Origin of the sequence: Acidovorax sp. KKS102 (genome assembly GCF_000302535.1) — a bacterium.
Classification (GTDB): Bacteria; Pseudomonadota; Gammaproteobacteria; order Burkholderiales; family Burkholderiaceae_C; genus Acidovorax.
Genome location: NC_018708.1, coordinates 2230502 through 2245214 on the forward strand (window position 1 = coordinate 2230502; position 14713 = coordinate 2245214).

The window sequence follows — 14713 nt, forward strand, 5'->3', positions numbered from 1 at the left end:
AAAACCGCCCTTTGCAACCCGCCGGCACCCAGTGCCCGGCGGGTTTTTTTGTGCCCGCGTCTGGCCCCGCTCATAACGTCTGCACCGCTGCTCATGCCGCAAACATCTTTGTCATTGCATATGAGTATTAACCATTTATTTTTATAACAAACGTCTTTTACATTTCTTTTGGTTGTTATTGAGGTTGCCCGTCCAGCCCTGGGCGGTAGCACTTCTTCCACCCGAAAGGACATGCAAAAGATGGCGATACCCGCACTGAACGCGGCCGGGCCTGCCAGCCCCACGCACCCGTTAGAGCCGCTGCCGGACACGCCCGCGCGGCGCGTTGCAGCGGCAAGAACCAAGGCGTCCTGGTCCTGGGCAGGTCGCTCACTCTGGGCCTGGCCTTTTCCGCTGGCCGTGCTGGCACTGTGGCAGTTGTCCGCCGTGTGGGGCTGGGTTCCCGAGCAGGTGCTGCCTCCGCCCGCTGCCGTGTTCAAGGTGTTTGGTGAGCTGCTGGCCAGCGGCGAGCTGTGGGACCACCTGCGCATCAGCATGGTCCGCGTGTTTGCGGGCTTTGGCATTGGCCTGTCGCTGGGCCTGCTGCTGGGCGGTGCCATGGGCCTGTCACCCACCTTCCGCGACTACGTGTTTCCGCTGTTCAAGGCGTTCAGCCAGGTGCCGGTGATCGGCTGGCTTCCGCTGTTGATCCTGGTGGTGGGCATCGATGAGGCATTGAAGTTTCTGCTGATCGCCAAGGCCGCGCTGGTGCCCGTGGCCATCAACACCTGCCAGGGCATCCAGAACGTGCCCAACCGGCTGGTGGAGGTGGCGCGTGTGTATGGCTTTACCCGCTGGCAAATGCTGCGCAAGGTGGTGTTTCCGGCGGCCACGGCGCCCATCTGGAACGGCGTGCGCTATGGGCTCACCCATGCCTGGCTGGCTCTGGTGGTGGTGGAGCTGCTGGCGTCGTCGGAGGGCATTGGCTTCCTCATCGTCTATGGCCGCCAGCTCTTTCAACTGGACGTGGTGCTGGCCGCCGTGCTGGCCGTGGGCATTGTGGGTTTTGTGATCGACAAGCTGCTGGCCGTGTCCGAGGCCTGGCTGCTGCGCTGGCGCAAGCCGGGTCTGTGAAAGGGGTACGCGAATGTCTTCTGTGAACGTGCAACGCAACCTGTTCCACAAAGTGCCCCCACGCCTGCGGGGCTGGGTGCTGCCTGTGCTGATCCTGGCCGTGTGGTGGGCGGTGGTGGCCTCGGGTGCGTCCGATTCGCCCTTGCTGGTATCGCCGCTGGCCGTGTGGCAGCGCGGCGTGGGCCAGGTGGTCAGCGGCGAGCTGTGGGTGGCCTTGTCGGCCACCCTGTGGCGCATGGCCTGGGGCTTTGGTATTGGCGCCAGCGTCGGGCTGGCGGTGGGGGCGCTGCTGGGCTGGTCGCGCTGGTCCGAGCGGCTGGTGGGGCCCACCTTCCACACGCTCAAGCAGATCTCGCTGTTTGCGTGGATTCCGATGCTGTCGATGTGGTTTGGCCTGGGCGATGCCGCCAAGGTGGCCTTCATTGCCATGGCGGCGTTTTTCCCCGTGGTGCTCAACACGCTGGAGGGCCTGCGCAGCGTGCCGCGCGAATACCTGGAGGTGGCCCGCGTGTACGAGGTCAGCGTGTGGCAAACGCTGCGCCGCGTGGTGGCACCTGCGGCCGCGCCCTCGCTGTTCACCGGCATCCAGCTCTCGCTGATCTACAGCTGGCTGGCCACGCTGGGCGCGGAATACCTGCTGGCCTCGGGCAAGGGCATTGGCAACACGCTCATCGACGGACGCGAGCACTTCTGGATGGACCTGGTGCTGTTTGGCGTGGTGGTGGTGGGCCTGGTGGGCTTTGCGCTGAACGCGCTGCTGGCCGCGCTGGAAAAGCGCCTGCTGGCTTGGCGCGACCGCACTGTCGCCAGTTACTGATGCCGCTAACGCATCGCATACGCATACGAACACAAGGAAATCAACATGGCACACGCCGGCACCCTGGCCATTCGCGGCCTGAACAAGCAGTACGAGGTCAAGGGCGAAGCCCTGCCGGTACTGCAGGATATCAACCTCACCATCGAGCCCGGCGAGTTCGTGAGCATCGTGGGGTCGAGTGGCTGCGGCAAGTCCACGCTGCTGCGCCTAGTCATCGGGCTGGAGGGCGACTACCAGGGCGAGATCCTGCTCAATGGCCAGCGCATTGTGGGCACCAGCCTCAAGCGGGGCATCGTGTTCCAGGAGCACCGCTTATTTCCCTGGCTCACGGTCGAGAAAAACGTGGCGCTAGGCCTGCTCAATTCCAGCCTGACCGAGGGCCAGCAGCGCGCCACCGTGCGCGAGCACATCGAACTGGTGGGGCTGCAGGGCTTTGAGACAGCCTACCCGCACCAGCTCTCGGGCGGCATGTCGCAGCGCGTGGCCATTGCGCGGGCGCTGGTCAACCGGCCCGACATCCTGCTGCTGGACGAGCCCTTTGGCGCACTCGACGCGATGACCCGCGCCCACCTGCAGCAGGAGCTACGCCGCATCTGGCAGCAAGAGGGCATCACCATGATTTTGGTGACCCACGACGTGGAAGAGGCCGTGTACCTGGGCGACCGCGTGGTGGTGATGGAGCCGCGCCCCGGCCGCATCCGCCGCACTGTGCCCGTGGGGCTGCCCCATCCGCGCGAGCGCACCTCGCACGCGTTCACCGCCATCAAGGACAGCGTGCTGCGCGAGTTTGCGGGCCACCCGGCGGCCGACCTGGCCGAGCCGCCGCTCAAGCGCGGCGAGCAGCTGGCGCCTGCCGCGCAGTGGCAGTTTGCCGTTTGATTTTTTGTTCTCCCTTTTCTGATTCCCGAGATTCCCATGACACCAAAGAACTCCTCTGTTTTCTCCGCACGCCGCTCGCTGCTGGTGGCTGGCGCTACCGCCTTGGCCGCCCCTCTGGTGCTGCGCGCCCAGTCGCCTGCCAAGGTCATCCGCATCGGCTCGCCCGACCTGGGCACCGCCGGCAAGCCTTCGCCCGGCGGCAGCGTGTTTGCGGTGCTGCAGGCCAACAAGTGGCTGGAAGATGAATTTGCCAAGGACGGCATCAAGATCGAGTGGAACTTCTTTCGCGGCGCAGGTCCGGCGGTGCACGAGGCGCTGTCGGCCAAGCAGCTCGACATCGTCTCGCTGGGCGACCTGGCCGCTGTGATTGGCCGCGCGCGCGGCCTGCCCACCCGCTTCATCGCGGCCACGGGCCGGGGCAGTAACAGCTACCTGGCCACCGCGCCGGGCGTGCACATCAAGACGGTGGCCGACCTCAAGGGCAAGAAGGTCACGGTGCTCAAGGGCACCGCCTACCAGCGCACGTTCGACAACCTGCTGGCCACAGCGGGCCTGACCGAAAAGGACGTGAAGCTCATCAACATGGACTGGCCCACGTCCAAGGCTGCCGTAGTGGCCGGGCAGATCGATGCCACGTTTGGCGGCTCGGATCTGTTCCTGCTCAAGGCGCAGGGCGCGCAGATCGCGCTGAGCACCAAGGGCCGGGGGCCGGACTACACCATCAACTCGGGCATCCTGGCCACCGAGGATTTCGCCGCGCAAAACCCGCAGCTCACCCAGCGCCTGGTGACCCAACTGGTGCGGGCCGCCCACTGGTCTTCGCAAGAGGGCAACCGCGAGGCGCTCATCAAGCTGTACGCCGACAACAGCGGCAACCCGGAGTTGTCGTTCCGCGAAGAACTGGCGGGCGACAACCTCAATGCGCGCTACTCGCCGCTGCTCGATGAAGGCTTCATCGCGGGCTACCAGGGCGTGCTGGATGACGGCGTCAAGCTGGGGCTGATCCGCCAGACCTTTGATGTGAAGGCCTGGTTCCAGCCTGCGTTTGTGCAGCAAGCCGTCAAGGACCTCAAGCTCGAAAAGCAGTGGCGCGAGACCGACGCCGCAGGCAAGGCCAAGGGGGCGGCATGAGCATCATCACCAATGTGGCCGCCTCCGCTTCCACCCAGGCGCCCAACATCGTCTTTATCCTGGCCGACGACCTGGGCTGGGCCGACCTGAGCGTGTACGGCCAGGCCGACTTCACCACGCCGCACCTCGATGCGCTGGCGGGCGAGGGCGTGCGCTTCACGCAGGCCTATGCCAACTCGGCCGTGTGCTCGGCCACGCGCTTTGCACTGATCACCGGGCGCTACCAGTACCGCCTGCGTGGCGGGCTGGAGGAACCCCTGGTGCGCAAGGCCCATGTGCACGGCCTGCCGCCGGAGCATCCCACGCTGCCATCGCTGCTGCGCGACGCGGGCTATGACACGGCGCTGATCGGCAAGTGGCACCTGGGCAGCCTGCCCACATTCGGCCCGCTCAAGAGTGGCTACGACCGCTTCTTTGGCAACTACGGTGGCGCCATCGACTACTTCACGCACAAGCCCGGCGTGGGTGATGCCGTGGCGCGCGATTTGTACGAAGGCGAGGTGCCGGTGGAGCGCGTGGGCTATTACACGCAGCTGCTGGCCGACGAGGCCACGCGCTGGATCGGCGAGCGCAGCGCGGCCAAGCCGTTCTTTTTGTCGCTGCACTTCACCGCGCCGCACTGGCCCTGGGTGGGGCCGGAGGACGAAGAAATATCGCTGGGCCTGAAGGACCTGTTTCACTACGACGGCGGAAACCTGGCCACCTATGCGCGCATGGTGCGCTCGCTCGACAAGGCCGTGGGTCAAGTACTGGAGGCCCTCAAGGCACAAGGCCTGGCCGACAACACCATCGTGGTGTTCACCAGCGACAACGGCGGCGAGCGCTTTTCCAAGACCTGGCCCTTCACCGGCCAGAAGACCGAGCTGCTGGAAGGCGGCATCCGCGTGCCCACACTGCTGCGCTGGCCTGCGCGCATCGCACCGCAGGTGAGCGACCAGGTCACCGCCACCATGGACTGGCTGCCCACCCTGCTGGCCGCTGCGGGCGTGGCGCCCCATGCCGACTACCCGCCCGACGGCGAGAACATCCTGCCCGTGCTGCTGTTCGACGCGCCCGCGCACCCGCGCACGCTGTTCTGGCGCTACAAGTCGCAGCGCCAGAGGGCGGTGCGCGAGGGCCGCTTCAAGTACCTGCGCATCAACGACAACGAGTTTTTGTTCGACGTGGAAGCCGACACGCTGGAGCGCGCGAACCTGCGCGACAAACACCCCGAAGTTTTCGAACGATTGCGCACGGCGTGGGAGCAGTGGAACGCGCAGTTCCTGCCCATCACCGACGAGGTCATCACCCACGGCCTGTCGCCCGACATCCAGGCCGACCGCTATGTGCCCGACCTGAGCCAGCGTGGCATGTGAGGCCTCTGTTTGGCAGAAAACCAAAGAAAATTGACTGATGCGCTAGTGGAATATGCGCTTGATGCTATCAAAAACATAGTATCTGCAAGCCCTCTGCCCGATGGGCCCTATGGCTTCGTGCCAAAGGGATCGTCACCAGTACGGGCCTTGGCAGGAGGCCGTCACAGGGACATTGTGGGACCAGCTTTTCATTCATGAACTTTCAGCAATTGCGCTCCGTGCGCGAAACCGTGCGGCGGGGCTTCAACCTGACCGAAGTGGCCCACATCCTGCACACCTCTCAACCCGGAGTGAGTCGCCAGATCCGCGAACTGGAGGAAGAGCTGGGCGTGGAGATTTTTGTGCGAGCGGGCAAGCGCCTCACGGGCCTGACACCGCCTGGCGAGGTACTGCTGCCCACGGTGGAGCGCCTGCTGCTGGAGGCCGACAACCTCAGGCGCGCCGGCCAGGACTTCAGCGACAGCGCGCAGGGGCGTCTGTCGGTCGCGGCCACACACTCGCAGGCGCGGTATGCGCTGCCCCAGGTGGTGCGCGACTTTCGGGCCTTGTTCCCGCAGGTGTCGCTGCACCTGCACCAGGGCTCGCCCCGCCAGGTGGCGGAGATGCTGCTGTCTGGCGAAGCCGACATCGGCGTGGCCACCGAGGCCCTGGCTGGCTATGACGCCCTGGTCACCCTGCCGTGCTACCGCTGGACGCACAGCATCGTGGTGCCTCCGGGCCATCGCCTGCTGGACCTGCCTAGCCCGGTGACGCTGGAGCAACTGGCACAGTACCCCATCATCACTTACGAGCTGGGCTACACCGGCCGCGCGCACATCGACGAGGCCTTTGCGCGCGAAGGCATTGCGCCCGACATCGTGCTCACCGCCATGGACGCCGACGTGATCAAGACCTATGTGGAGCTGGACATGGGCGTGGGCATCGTCGCGTCCATCGCGGTCGATGAAGAGCGCGACCGCCACCTGCGGCTCATCGACGCGGGCCATCTGTTCGAGGTCAATCTCACCCGCCTGGGCCTGCGGCGTGGCGCCTGGCTGCGCGGGTATGCCTACCAGTTCATTGAAAGCTTTGTACCCACGCTCACCCGCGATGTGGTGCAAAAGGCCGTGGCGCAGGGCGCTGAGCCCGGGAGCCTTCTGGGGGAGTGATGGCTGGGTGATGGGTGCCGCACCTGCTGGTGAGCGGCAGGGCGGCCCGCTTCCGCGTATTGCACAGGCCTTCCGCTCCATGGAGCGGCAGTGACATTTCAGGTGGGTTGCTCCGTGCCGCCAGAGTGTTCAGCACCCGCCATGCGGTCGCGGCGGCGCTGCCGTCGAGGCGTGGCCTGGCGGCGCCAGGCACGCAGCAGATGGCGTGCCGCACTGGCCAGGGCTTCGTCCAGCGCGCAGCGCCAGTTCCTGGCCACAGACGACACCACCACCGGGCCTGCGCCGTCGGTGTGCAGGGCAATCTGGCAGCGTTTGTCTGCACCGCCCCGGGGGCCATTGATGTCATCCAGTTTGATGTCTGCACGGGGCACCAGGGCATTCAGCCGCCGGAAGGCAAATCGCACGCGGCGCTCCACCGTCTCACGCAGTTGCGCCGCTTCGGGGTGATGGGTTCTGACAAGAATCTGCATGGGCAATCTCCTGGGTTGAAGGTGACACCGTAGCCCGCAGGGGCGCAGCCAGCCAGCAGGCTTTTTCTGCGTGATGCGCTTGAAAATCCTGTGCATTCGGTGCGCCCGACCCCTGGCGCGAAGCTTCGTATTTTTGGATGCCAGGCCCAGAGAAAACCTGCTTTTTGATGGCGATGCCGGGCCGCAGATTCAGGGCTCCTGTTCACTTGCTACCGACCGCTACAAGGAGCTATCCATGAATCTCTGGTCTGCCATCCCTTCGCTCATTGCTTCTCTGCGTCAACGTCTCGCGCGCTGGCTTTTCCGTGATGCCGTTGGGCCGGCGCCCGCGCTGCGGCGCGTTCCGGTGCCGCTACGGGTCCAGACGCAGTACCGGGACGGCTGGCAGCCGCGTTCACGCTATCGCCGCTAGGCGGACGGGCAGGGCGGCCTCGGCTGCTCCTGCAGCTTGCTCCCACGCGATACAAGCAGGGCTGCTTTGGTACTGCCGCCTACCGCGCAGACGCCTCCACCATCTGCCGCACCAGGGGGTGATGCTGACCTCTGCGCGACCAGATGGCGTGCACCTCCTCAAAAAGCGCAGGGCAATCGCCCAGCAGGCGCAGGCCTCGCACCAGCCCCACGTCTTGCGCCCCCAAGCGGCTGACCGGAAACACCCCCAGCCCCCGCGCTGCAAAGACGGCCAGCAAGGCGCTGTCCTCAAACTCGCCCACCACGCGCGGCTGCAGACCCAGGTCTTGAAACCACGCATCCAGCGTGGCCCGCAACGGCGCGTGGTGTGTGGGCAGCAGCACTGGCAAATCTTGGAGGGACTGGGGAAAGCGATCGCGCGCTGCCTTCTTGACCAGCGATGCTGGTCCGTACCACTGCAGCGGCGAGCGCGCGATGCGTTCGCTGGTCAGGCGTTGCTGCGGGATGCGCGGCGCTGCCTGCCCGGCCAGCACCACGTCCAACTGGTGCAGGGCCAGCTCGGACAGCAGTTCGTCCGACTCTCCTTCGTGGCACACCAGCCGCAGATGGGGCGTTGCCAGCACCGGCTCCAGCAGCGCATGGGCTGCCAGTTTGGAGATGCCGTCTGACAGCCCCACCGACAACCGCGCCACGCGGGCCGTGGCGGCCTCGCGCACTTCTTCTTCAATGTACTGGCCCAGTTGAAAAATCTCTTCGGCCCGGATGAACGCGGCCTGCCCGGCTTCGGTCAGCGCCACACCGCGCCCCGAGGGCTTGAGAAGCTGGTGGCCCAGCGACTTCTCCAGGTCCCGCACCTGTGCGCTGATGGTCTGCACGGCCATCTCCAGCCGGTCTGCAGCCCGGGCAAAGCCGCCTTCCTTGGCAACCATCCAGAAGTAGTACAGGTGGCGGTAGTTCAGCATGCACGGCCTCAGGTTCGAGAAAACCGAATGCTAGGTGCGGCCCGGGCTGGTGTCTATGTCATGCCGGTTTGCCCATACTGACCGCTTGCCCATTGCGCAACTCAAGGAGGTTTTGCATGTTCTACGCAATCAACTGGTTTCTCTCATTGGCCTTGCTGGCCCTGTGGTCGCTGGCGTGCTGGGCCCTGCATGCAGTCATCGTGTGGGTAGTGTCCAGCGCGGGCGCCCTGGCAGGGGGCAGCGCGGTGGCGGACGTGATCTTGATGCCCGCCTGGCTCAAGGCCTGGATGCCCCCGGAACTGATGGGCCAGTGGGAGGCCCTGGTCTCCTCCGCAGGTCCCATCGTGCAGGCCGTGCTGGAGGCGGTGCCTGCTCTCGCAGGCGCGGTAACCTTCCTGGCCTGGGCGCTGTGGGGGCTGGGTGCCGTGGTGCTGGTGGCACTGGCGGCCGGCATTCACATCCTCATCGCACTGGCCCAACGTCGTGGCGGTGGCCCCGGCACCCCGCAGCCCGTGTTGGCCCGCTGAGTGGGGGCACCCGGGCACTCGGGGAGAGCGTCAGGGCAGCGACTTCACGCCTTCAAACGCCGCGTTTAGCGCGGCCTCTGCGGTCAGCAGGCGCTGCCGGGCTTCGGCTGACCAGGCGCGGTCCTTGGCCAGCGTGTCCTTGGCGGCGGCCACCATGCGCGCGACCTCCTGGGGCTGGGGGCCGCCTGTGCCGGTGCGCGTCAGCACCATCTCGGCGGGGGACAGGGCGCGGCGGAATTCCTTTTCCGTCAGCGGCAGGCGCTGGTCCTTGATGTCGTACTTTTTGCCCGCTTCGCGGTAGATGCGGACGGCCTCGGCGTACGGAAAGTCCTTGGGCCGAATGTTGCGTTCCTTGGCGTACACGACCACGTCCGACGCAAAGTGATGGCCCACCCGGAACGGAATGGCATGGGTGCGCTGCAGGGTTTCGGCCAACTCCATCGACGTGGTCCATTCGGATTCCAGTTCGTCCAGTGCACGGGCCGGGTCGATGCGCAGCGAGTCCAGCACATCTGCCAGTTGCTGCAGCATTTCCACGCCATGGACAAAGGTTTTGGCGCTGCCGGGGCTCCAGGTGTTCTTGTAGTCGATCATGCCGGGCGTGACGTTATGGGCCCGCCACAGCGATGCCTGGGCCGACGCCACCACATCGCTGGCTTTGGCGCGGGTGTTCTGGATGATGCCGGGGTTGGCCTTTTGCGGCATGGCGCTGCTGGTGTAGGTCTTGCCGCTGGCCAGCAGCAGCCACGGCCGCGTCTGGTGGTACTGGGTGTGTACATCCTGCATCAACGCGCCCACGCGGATGGCAGTGGAACTGGCGATGGAAGTGGCCTCGATAGGGATGTCATACGTGCTGATCTGCCCCGCATCCAGCGAGTTGACGATGAGCCCGTCAAACCCCAGCAGCTGTGCGAGGCGCTCGCGGTTGATGCTCCAGCTGGAGTTGGCCAGCACGGCCGTGCCCATGGGGCTGAGGTTGATGCGCGCGTAGGCCTCGCGGATGCGTGCAGAGTCGCGCGCAAACGAATCGGCAAACGCCATCAGGTAGTGCCCATAGCTGATGGGCATGGCCTGCACGCCGTTGGTGTAGGCAGGCACATAGGTGGCGGTGTGTGCCTGCGCTATGGTGATGAGCCGTGCGCGCACCTGGTCCAGCGCATCGGCAAAGTCCAGCATCTCCAGGCGCAACTGAGCGGCGTTTCGTTCCACAGCAGGCTCCGCAAGGCCAATGCTTCTTTTTCAAGTGAATTCATTTTTTGAATAAACCATGCCGGATTTGACGCCTTCCGTCCTGTTCAACCGCATCCTGGGGCGGGTGCGCCTCAAGCACCTGCAACTGGCCATTGCGATTGCCGACCTGCAAAGCCTGCACCGGGCGGCTTCCTCCATCGGCCTGAGCCAGCCCGCCGCCACCCATGCGCTGGTCGAACTGGAAAGCTCTCTGGGCGGGCCTCTGTTCGAGCGGCACTCCAAAGGCATGCGGCTGACCCGCCTGGGGGAGGCGGTGCTACCGCTGTTGCGCGCATCACTGGTCCCTCTGCAGGCGGCAGCGGGCAATGCCGCGCTGATGCAGCAGGGCGCTGCGTCCGCACTGATCCGCATCGGCAGCATCGCGGCGGGCATTAACGGCCTGCTCACGGTGGCCATCCCGACCTACGTCGCCGCGCATCCCGATGCGGCCATCGATGTGCACGAGGTCACGATCGACAATTTGCTGGAGAGCATTCAGGAAGGCACGCTGGACCTGGCCATCTGCCGGGAGCCGACCCCGCTGCCGCAAGGGTTTGGGTTTCGTGCGGCGCTGCAGGACGGGTTTGTGGTGGTGTGCCGCCCCCAGCACCCTCTGACCCGGCAGGCCACCGTCACGGCCGCAGAGCTGCTGGCGCAGCGTTGGTTGGCCCCACCCCTGACCGGGCTGGGCCCCCAGCAGGTGGAGAGCCTCTTTGATGAACTGGGTGGCGTGCCCGAGCTGTGCCGCGTGTCGAGCCGATCCACAGAGATCATGCACGCCATGCTGGCCGACAGCGACATGCTGGCTTGTGCGCCCGCCAGCCTGGTGCGGCCGCTGGTTCAGCGTGAGGAGCTGGCGGTGTTGCCGTGGAACTCGCAGGCGGTGGGACCCCTGGGCGTCCTCGTTAAGGCGGAGGTGCTGGCGCACCAGACCCACCCGAGTCAAAGCTTCATCACGCATGTGCTGACCGTTGGGGGCGGGCTGCGTCACTAACGACAGTCAGCCAAACGCTGCGGCGGCGCGACCAGCGCTGTGTCAGCCGCCCTGGTCGCCGGCATCGCTCTGGGCAGGGCTCAGCGCTTGCATCAGCATCTCCACCAGAGCGCGCAGCCGAGGCACCCTGCGCAGGTCCCGGTGGTAGCCCAGCCACACGTCGCGCCCTGGTGGTGCAGGGGCACTGTCCAGCTTTTGCAGGCCGGGGTGTGAATCCCCCAAGGGGCAGGGCAGTACGGCCAGGCCCGCTCCGGATGCGCAGGCCACGGCCTGCACGTGCCGGTTGTTGCTGCGAAAAGCGATGCGCGCCGATGGAAAGGCCTCGCGCAGCCAGGCCGCGTCCGGCATCTCGCTGAAGCCCAGGTCCATGGTGATGAGGCGAACGTCCGCGCCGTCTGTGGGCATGTCCGCACCACGCTGCATGTACAGCGCGTAGGGCACATGCATCAGCCTGCGCTGTATGACATCGGGCTCGTCAAAGGGAACGATGCGTGCCACCAGATCCGCCTCGCGGCGCGCCAGGCTGAAGAGGCGTGCATCGGTCAGGAGTTCGATGCTGACGCGGGGGTGGTGGTGGGTGAACGCTGCGCACAGCGGCGCCAGCACATGCAGGCCAAACCAGTCAGAGGTCGATACCCGCAGCGCGCCTTCCAGCTGCTGGTCTGTGCCATCCAGCTGGCGGGAGAACGACAGCGCTTGCGCCTCCATGCCCTCGGCGTGGCGCAGCACGGCGGCGCCTTCGTCGGTCAAGACGAAGCCCTCGGAGGTCCGCTGGAAGAGGGTGTGGCCCAAAGAATGCTCCAGCGCCTTCAGCCTGCGGCCCATGGTGGGCTGGCTTTGTTGGAGGGCGCGGCCTGCGGCACCCAGCGTGCCGTGCCGGGCAATGGCCAAGAACACCTGTACGTCATCCCAGTTCATCGGCTGCATCATACAAAAGTGAATGGAAAGGTTTCAATCTTGTGACTTTTCATTCAAAAGAGAAAGGTGAAAACTGGCGGCACTGTTCAACCCCACGAAGGAAAACGCCATGTCCATCCCTACCGCCCCCACCATGCAGGCCCTGGTGCTCGCCGCCCCCAACGGCGCATTGACCCCTACCTGGCTGCCCCGGCCGCAGGCCGCTGCGGGCCAGGTGCTTGTCCGCATCCACGCCAGCGGCGTGAACCCGCTGGACACCAAGATCCGCGCCGGCGCCGCCGAGCACGCCCAGCAACCACTGCCCGCCGTTTTGGGCATGGACCTTGCCGGGGTGGTGGAGGAGGTGGGGCAGGGCGTCTCTCGCTTCAAGGTGGGGGATGCGGTGTATGGCTTTACCGGCGGCATCGGCGGGCTGCAAGGCAGCCTGGCGCAATACGCTGCGGTGGATGCCCGGCTGCTGGCCCACAAGCCGGGCCGGCTGACCATGCGCCAGGCAGCGGCCTTGCCGCTGGTCTTCATCACCGCCTGGGAGGGCCTGGTGGACCGCGCCAACGTGCGCAGCGGGCACAAGGTGCTGGTGCACGGCGGCGCCGGTGGCGTGGGCCATGTGGCTGTGCAGCTGGCCCGCGCCAGGGGGGCCGAGGTGTTTGCCACGGGCACGGCGGCGCAGGCCGGTTACATCCGGTCTCTGGGCGCGACGCCCATCGACCATGAAACGACCTCGGTCGAGGCCTATGTCAACGCGTTCACCGACGGCCAAGGCTTTGATATTGTTTACGACACCGTGGGTGGGCCGGTGCTGGATGCGTCGTTTGTGGCCGTCCGCCGCTACTCGGGCCATGTGGTGACGTCGCTGGGCTGGGGCACCCACAAGCTGGCGCCGCTGTCGTTCCGGGGCGCGACGTTCTCGGGCGTTTTCACGCTGCTTCCCATCCTCACCGGGGAGTTTCGCGAACACCATGGCGAGATCATGGAGCAGGCCACCACCCTTGCGGAAGCGGGGCAGCTGGCGCCGTTGCTCGACCCGACCAGCTTCACGCTGGATACGGCCGAAGCGGCACACGCCCTGGTCGCCGAGGGCCGCGCCTGTGGCAAGGTGGTGGTGAGCGTGCAGCCATGAGCAAGCCAGGCCAACCCTTTGCAGAAAGTGCCAGCGCGCCAGTCAGCAGGGACGACGCCGCAGCGATGCGGCGTGGCGCGATGGACCCCACGCACGAACACCTGCGGCGCGTGGCCGATGCGTTGATCGCCGCCACCAATGCGTTTGCGGTGGAGCAGGTGCTCGGCCTCTTTGCGCACGATGCCGCGATCGACGACCCCTCCACGGGCCAACATTTTGATGGCCATCCCGGAATACGCCGCTATGTCGAACAGTACTTCGTTGGCTACCAGACGGTGACCCGGTTCCTGTCGATGCAACGCCTGGGGCCGCAGCGCGCGAGGGTGCGGGTGGACTTCACGGGGGATTTTGGTCATGAGATCGGCAACCTGGACATCACCGTGGATGCGCTGGGCTTGATCGCCCGGCTGGATGCCGACCTGGAATGAGCGGTGTGAATGGCTTGGTGGGGCGACCACCCTCAGGCCTGGCGTACGACGCCAGGCTGCACCGGGCTGCACCGGGTGGCATGAGGCGGCGTAGGACTGTCTTGAAGCGGAATATGAGAGGCGGTTTCAACAACGAAGTGCACGTTGCCAAAAGGTAGGCCCAGACAAGTAAGTGAAGATGACTTGTGTGACCTGCCAGTCAACCCAAGTGCACCATGAACTACACCCATCTGAGCCAAAGCGAACGTTACCAAATCCAATGCCTGCGCGACGTGGGGCTGTCGATCACACAGACAGCCCTGCGCCTGGGGCGCCACCGCAGCACCATTGCCCGCGAGATCCGGCGCAACAGCGACGCCAGCACAGCCTACCAAGCCCACAACGCCCATCAACAGGCTCTCTCGCGCCAAAGCGGCCAGACCAACGCTCAGCGCTTTGACGGTGCCCAGTGGGAGCTGGTGCTGTCGTATCTGCAGCTGGACCTGTCGCCTCAGCAGGCAGCCGCCCGCCTGGGGCTGGAAAGGCGCCTGCGCATCAGCCACACCTGCATCTACAACCGGCTGCGCCGCATGGGACAAGCTGCACCGCGCCTGCGTTGCGGCCATTGCCGGCGCAAGGCACACAGGGTGCGGGGCAACTGCGCGATCGCGTGGGTATCGCACAGCGCCCCGCCATCGTGGACAAGCGAGCGCGCCTGGGGGATTGGGAGGGCGACACCATCGTCTCGGGTGCGGGTGGGCTGGCAGGGCTGGTGACCCTGACCGAGCGGCGCTCGCGCTACACACTGGCGCAGCGTGTGCAGCGGCGCCAGGCCGAGCCGGTGGGCCAGGCCATCATCGAAATGCTCAGGCCCCATCCCAAGCGCCGCCACACCCTGACGCTGGACAACGGCAAGGAGTTCGCCGAGCACAGGTGGGTGCACAGACGCCTGAAGACGAAGGTGTACTTTGCTGACCCGCACAGCCCCTGGCAGCGAGGACTCAACGAGAACCACAATGGGCTGCTACGCCACTACTTCCCCAAGGGCAGCGATCTGGGCAAGGCCAGCGAGCAAGAGGTGCTCCAAGCCGTGTACCGGCTCAACCACCGACCCCGCAGATGCTTGGGCTGGAAGACTCCGCATGAGGTGTTCCACGGCTACAAAGTGACCCCACTTACACTGGGGACTGGTGCACTTCGTTGTTGAAACCGCCAGAGAAAACAGCCTCAG

General features: G+C 65.8%; 17 protein-coding genes. 13 read left to right on the forward strand and 4 right to left on the reverse strand.

All coding sequences use genetic code 11. The features are described 5' to 3' along the window. The first annotated feature begins 240 nt into the window (after positions 1-240). The 6 genes from C380_RS10240 to C380_RS10265 all read left to right on the forward strand — a co-directional run bounded on the left by C380_RS10240 (position 241) and on the right by C380_RS10265 (position 6443). Entirely contained in the window at positions 241-1113 is an 873-nt protein-coding gene (locus tag C380_RS10240) for an ABC transporter permease (protein WP_051022678.1), read from the forward strand. Positions 1114-1126: 13 nt separating this feature from the next. After that, positions 1127-1930 carry an ABC transporter permease gene (locus C380_RS10245; protein ID WP_015013782.1) on the forward strand — a complete coding sequence of 268 codons (804 nt, stop codon included), beginning with the start codon at positions 1127-1129 and terminating at the stop codon, positions 1928-1930. Between the two features lie 45 nt (positions 1931-1975). Continuing rightward, positions 1976-2809, forward strand: a complete 834-nt coding sequence (locus C380_RS10250; RefSeq protein ID WP_015013783.1) for an ABC transporter ATP-binding protein — start codon at positions 1976-1978, stop codon at positions 2807-2809. A gap of 36 nt (positions 2810-2845) precedes the next feature. Then, the gene (locus C380_RS10255) at positions 2846-3940 is read left to right on the forward strand and encodes an ABC transporter substrate-binding protein (RefSeq protein WP_015013784.1); all 1095 of its coding nucleotides are present in this window, start codon (positions 2846-2848) and stop codon (positions 3938-3940) included. Next, positions 3937-5295, forward strand: coding sequence for a sulfatase (locus C380_RS10260; protein WP_015013785.1), 1359 nt, complete (start codon positions 3937-3939; stop codon positions 5293-5295). The genes C380_RS10255 and C380_RS10260 overlap by 4 nt, the downstream gene beginning before the upstream one ends. Before the next feature lie 194 nt (positions 5296-5489). After that, on the forward strand, positions 5490-6443 hold the full coding sequence (locus C380_RS10265) for a CysB family HTH-type transcriptional regulator (RefSeq protein ID WP_015013786.1): 954 nt from the start codon (positions 5490-5492) through the stop codon (positions 6441-6443). 98 nt (positions 6444-6541) lie between these two features. Here the strand turns inward: C380_RS10265 and C380_RS10270 are convergent, their stop codons facing one another. Beyond that, positions 6542-6913, reverse strand: coding sequence for a hypothetical protein (locus C380_RS10270; RefSeq protein WP_015013787.1), 372 nt, complete (start codon positions 6911-6913; stop codon positions 6542-6544). Between the two features lie 235 nt (positions 6914-7148). Here C380_RS10270 and C380_RS25555 point away from each other — a divergent pair, with 235 nt between their 5' ends. Continuing rightward, the gene (locus C380_RS25555) at positions 7149-7325 is read left to right on the forward strand and encodes a hypothetical protein (protein ID WP_209819402.1); all 177 of its coding nucleotides are present in this window, start codon (positions 7149-7151) and stop codon (positions 7323-7325) included. A gap of 79 nt (positions 7326-7404) precedes the next feature. Here the strand turns inward: C380_RS25555 and C380_RS10275 are convergent, their stop codons facing one another. Then, positions 7405-8286 (reverse strand): LysR substrate-binding domain-containing protein, encoded by an 882-nt coding sequence (locus C380_RS10275; protein ID WP_015013788.1) that lies wholly within the window; start codon positions 8284-8286, stop codon positions 7405-7407. Between the two features lie 116 nt (positions 8287-8402). On the opposite strand from C380_RS10275, the gene C380_RS10280 reads away from it, so the two are divergent. Beyond that, entirely contained in the window at positions 8403-8813 is a 411-nt protein-coding gene (locus C380_RS10280) for a hypothetical protein (protein ID WP_015013789.1), read from the forward strand. A 30-nt stretch (positions 8814-8843) separates the two neighbouring features. On the opposite strand, the gene C380_RS10285 is transcribed toward C380_RS10280, so the two are convergent. Next, entirely contained in the window at positions 8844-10022 is a 1179-nt protein-coding gene (locus C380_RS10285) for a lyase family protein (protein ID WP_238544090.1), read from the reverse strand. Positions 10023-10080: 58 nt separating this feature from the next. Between C380_RS10285 and C380_RS24015 the strand changes: the two genes are divergently transcribed. Next, a complete protein-coding gene (locus C380_RS24015; RefSeq protein WP_015013791.1) occupies positions 10081-11037 on the forward strand; it encodes a LysR family transcriptional regulator in 957 nt (318 codons plus the stop codon). A gap of 42 nt (positions 11038-11079) precedes the next feature. Here C380_RS24015 and C380_RS10295 read toward each other — a convergent pair whose 3' ends face one another. Then, positions 11080-11955: a LysR family transcriptional regulator gene (locus tag C380_RS10295; protein WP_015013792.1), complete on the reverse strand. Its 876-nt coding sequence runs from the start codon at positions 11953-11955 to the stop codon at positions 11080-11082. 109 nt (positions 11956-12064) lie between these two features. Here C380_RS10295 and C380_RS10300 point away from each other — a divergent pair, with 109 nt between their 5' ends. From C380_RS10300 to C380_RS25860, 4 genes are all read left to right on the forward strand, one after another. After that, the gene (locus C380_RS10300; RefSeq protein ID WP_015013793.1) at positions 12065-13075 is read left to right on the forward strand and encodes a zinc-dependent alcohol dehydrogenase family protein; all 1011 of its coding nucleotides are present in this window, start codon (positions 12065-12067) and stop codon (positions 13073-13075) included. Further along, a complete protein-coding gene (locus C380_RS10305) occupies positions 13072-13503 on the forward strand; it encodes a nuclear transport factor 2 family protein (RefSeq protein ID WP_238544091.1) in 432 nt (143 codons plus the stop codon). The genes C380_RS10300 and C380_RS10305 overlap by 4 nt, the downstream gene beginning before the upstream one ends. A gap of 215 nt (positions 13504-13718) precedes the next feature. Beyond that, positions 13719-14258, forward strand: coding sequence for a helix-turn-helix domain-containing protein (locus tag C380_RS25855; RefSeq protein WP_015011973.1), 540 nt, complete (start codon positions 13719-13721; stop codon positions 14256-14258). Continuing rightward, positions 14180-14689 (forward strand): IS30 family transposase, encoded by a 510-nt coding sequence (locus C380_RS25860; protein ID WP_369750476.1) that lies wholly within the window; start codon positions 14180-14182, stop codon positions 14687-14689. Before C380_RS25855 ends, C380_RS25860 begins: the two co-directional genes overlap by 79 nt. Positions 14690-14713: the final 24 nt, after the last annotated feature.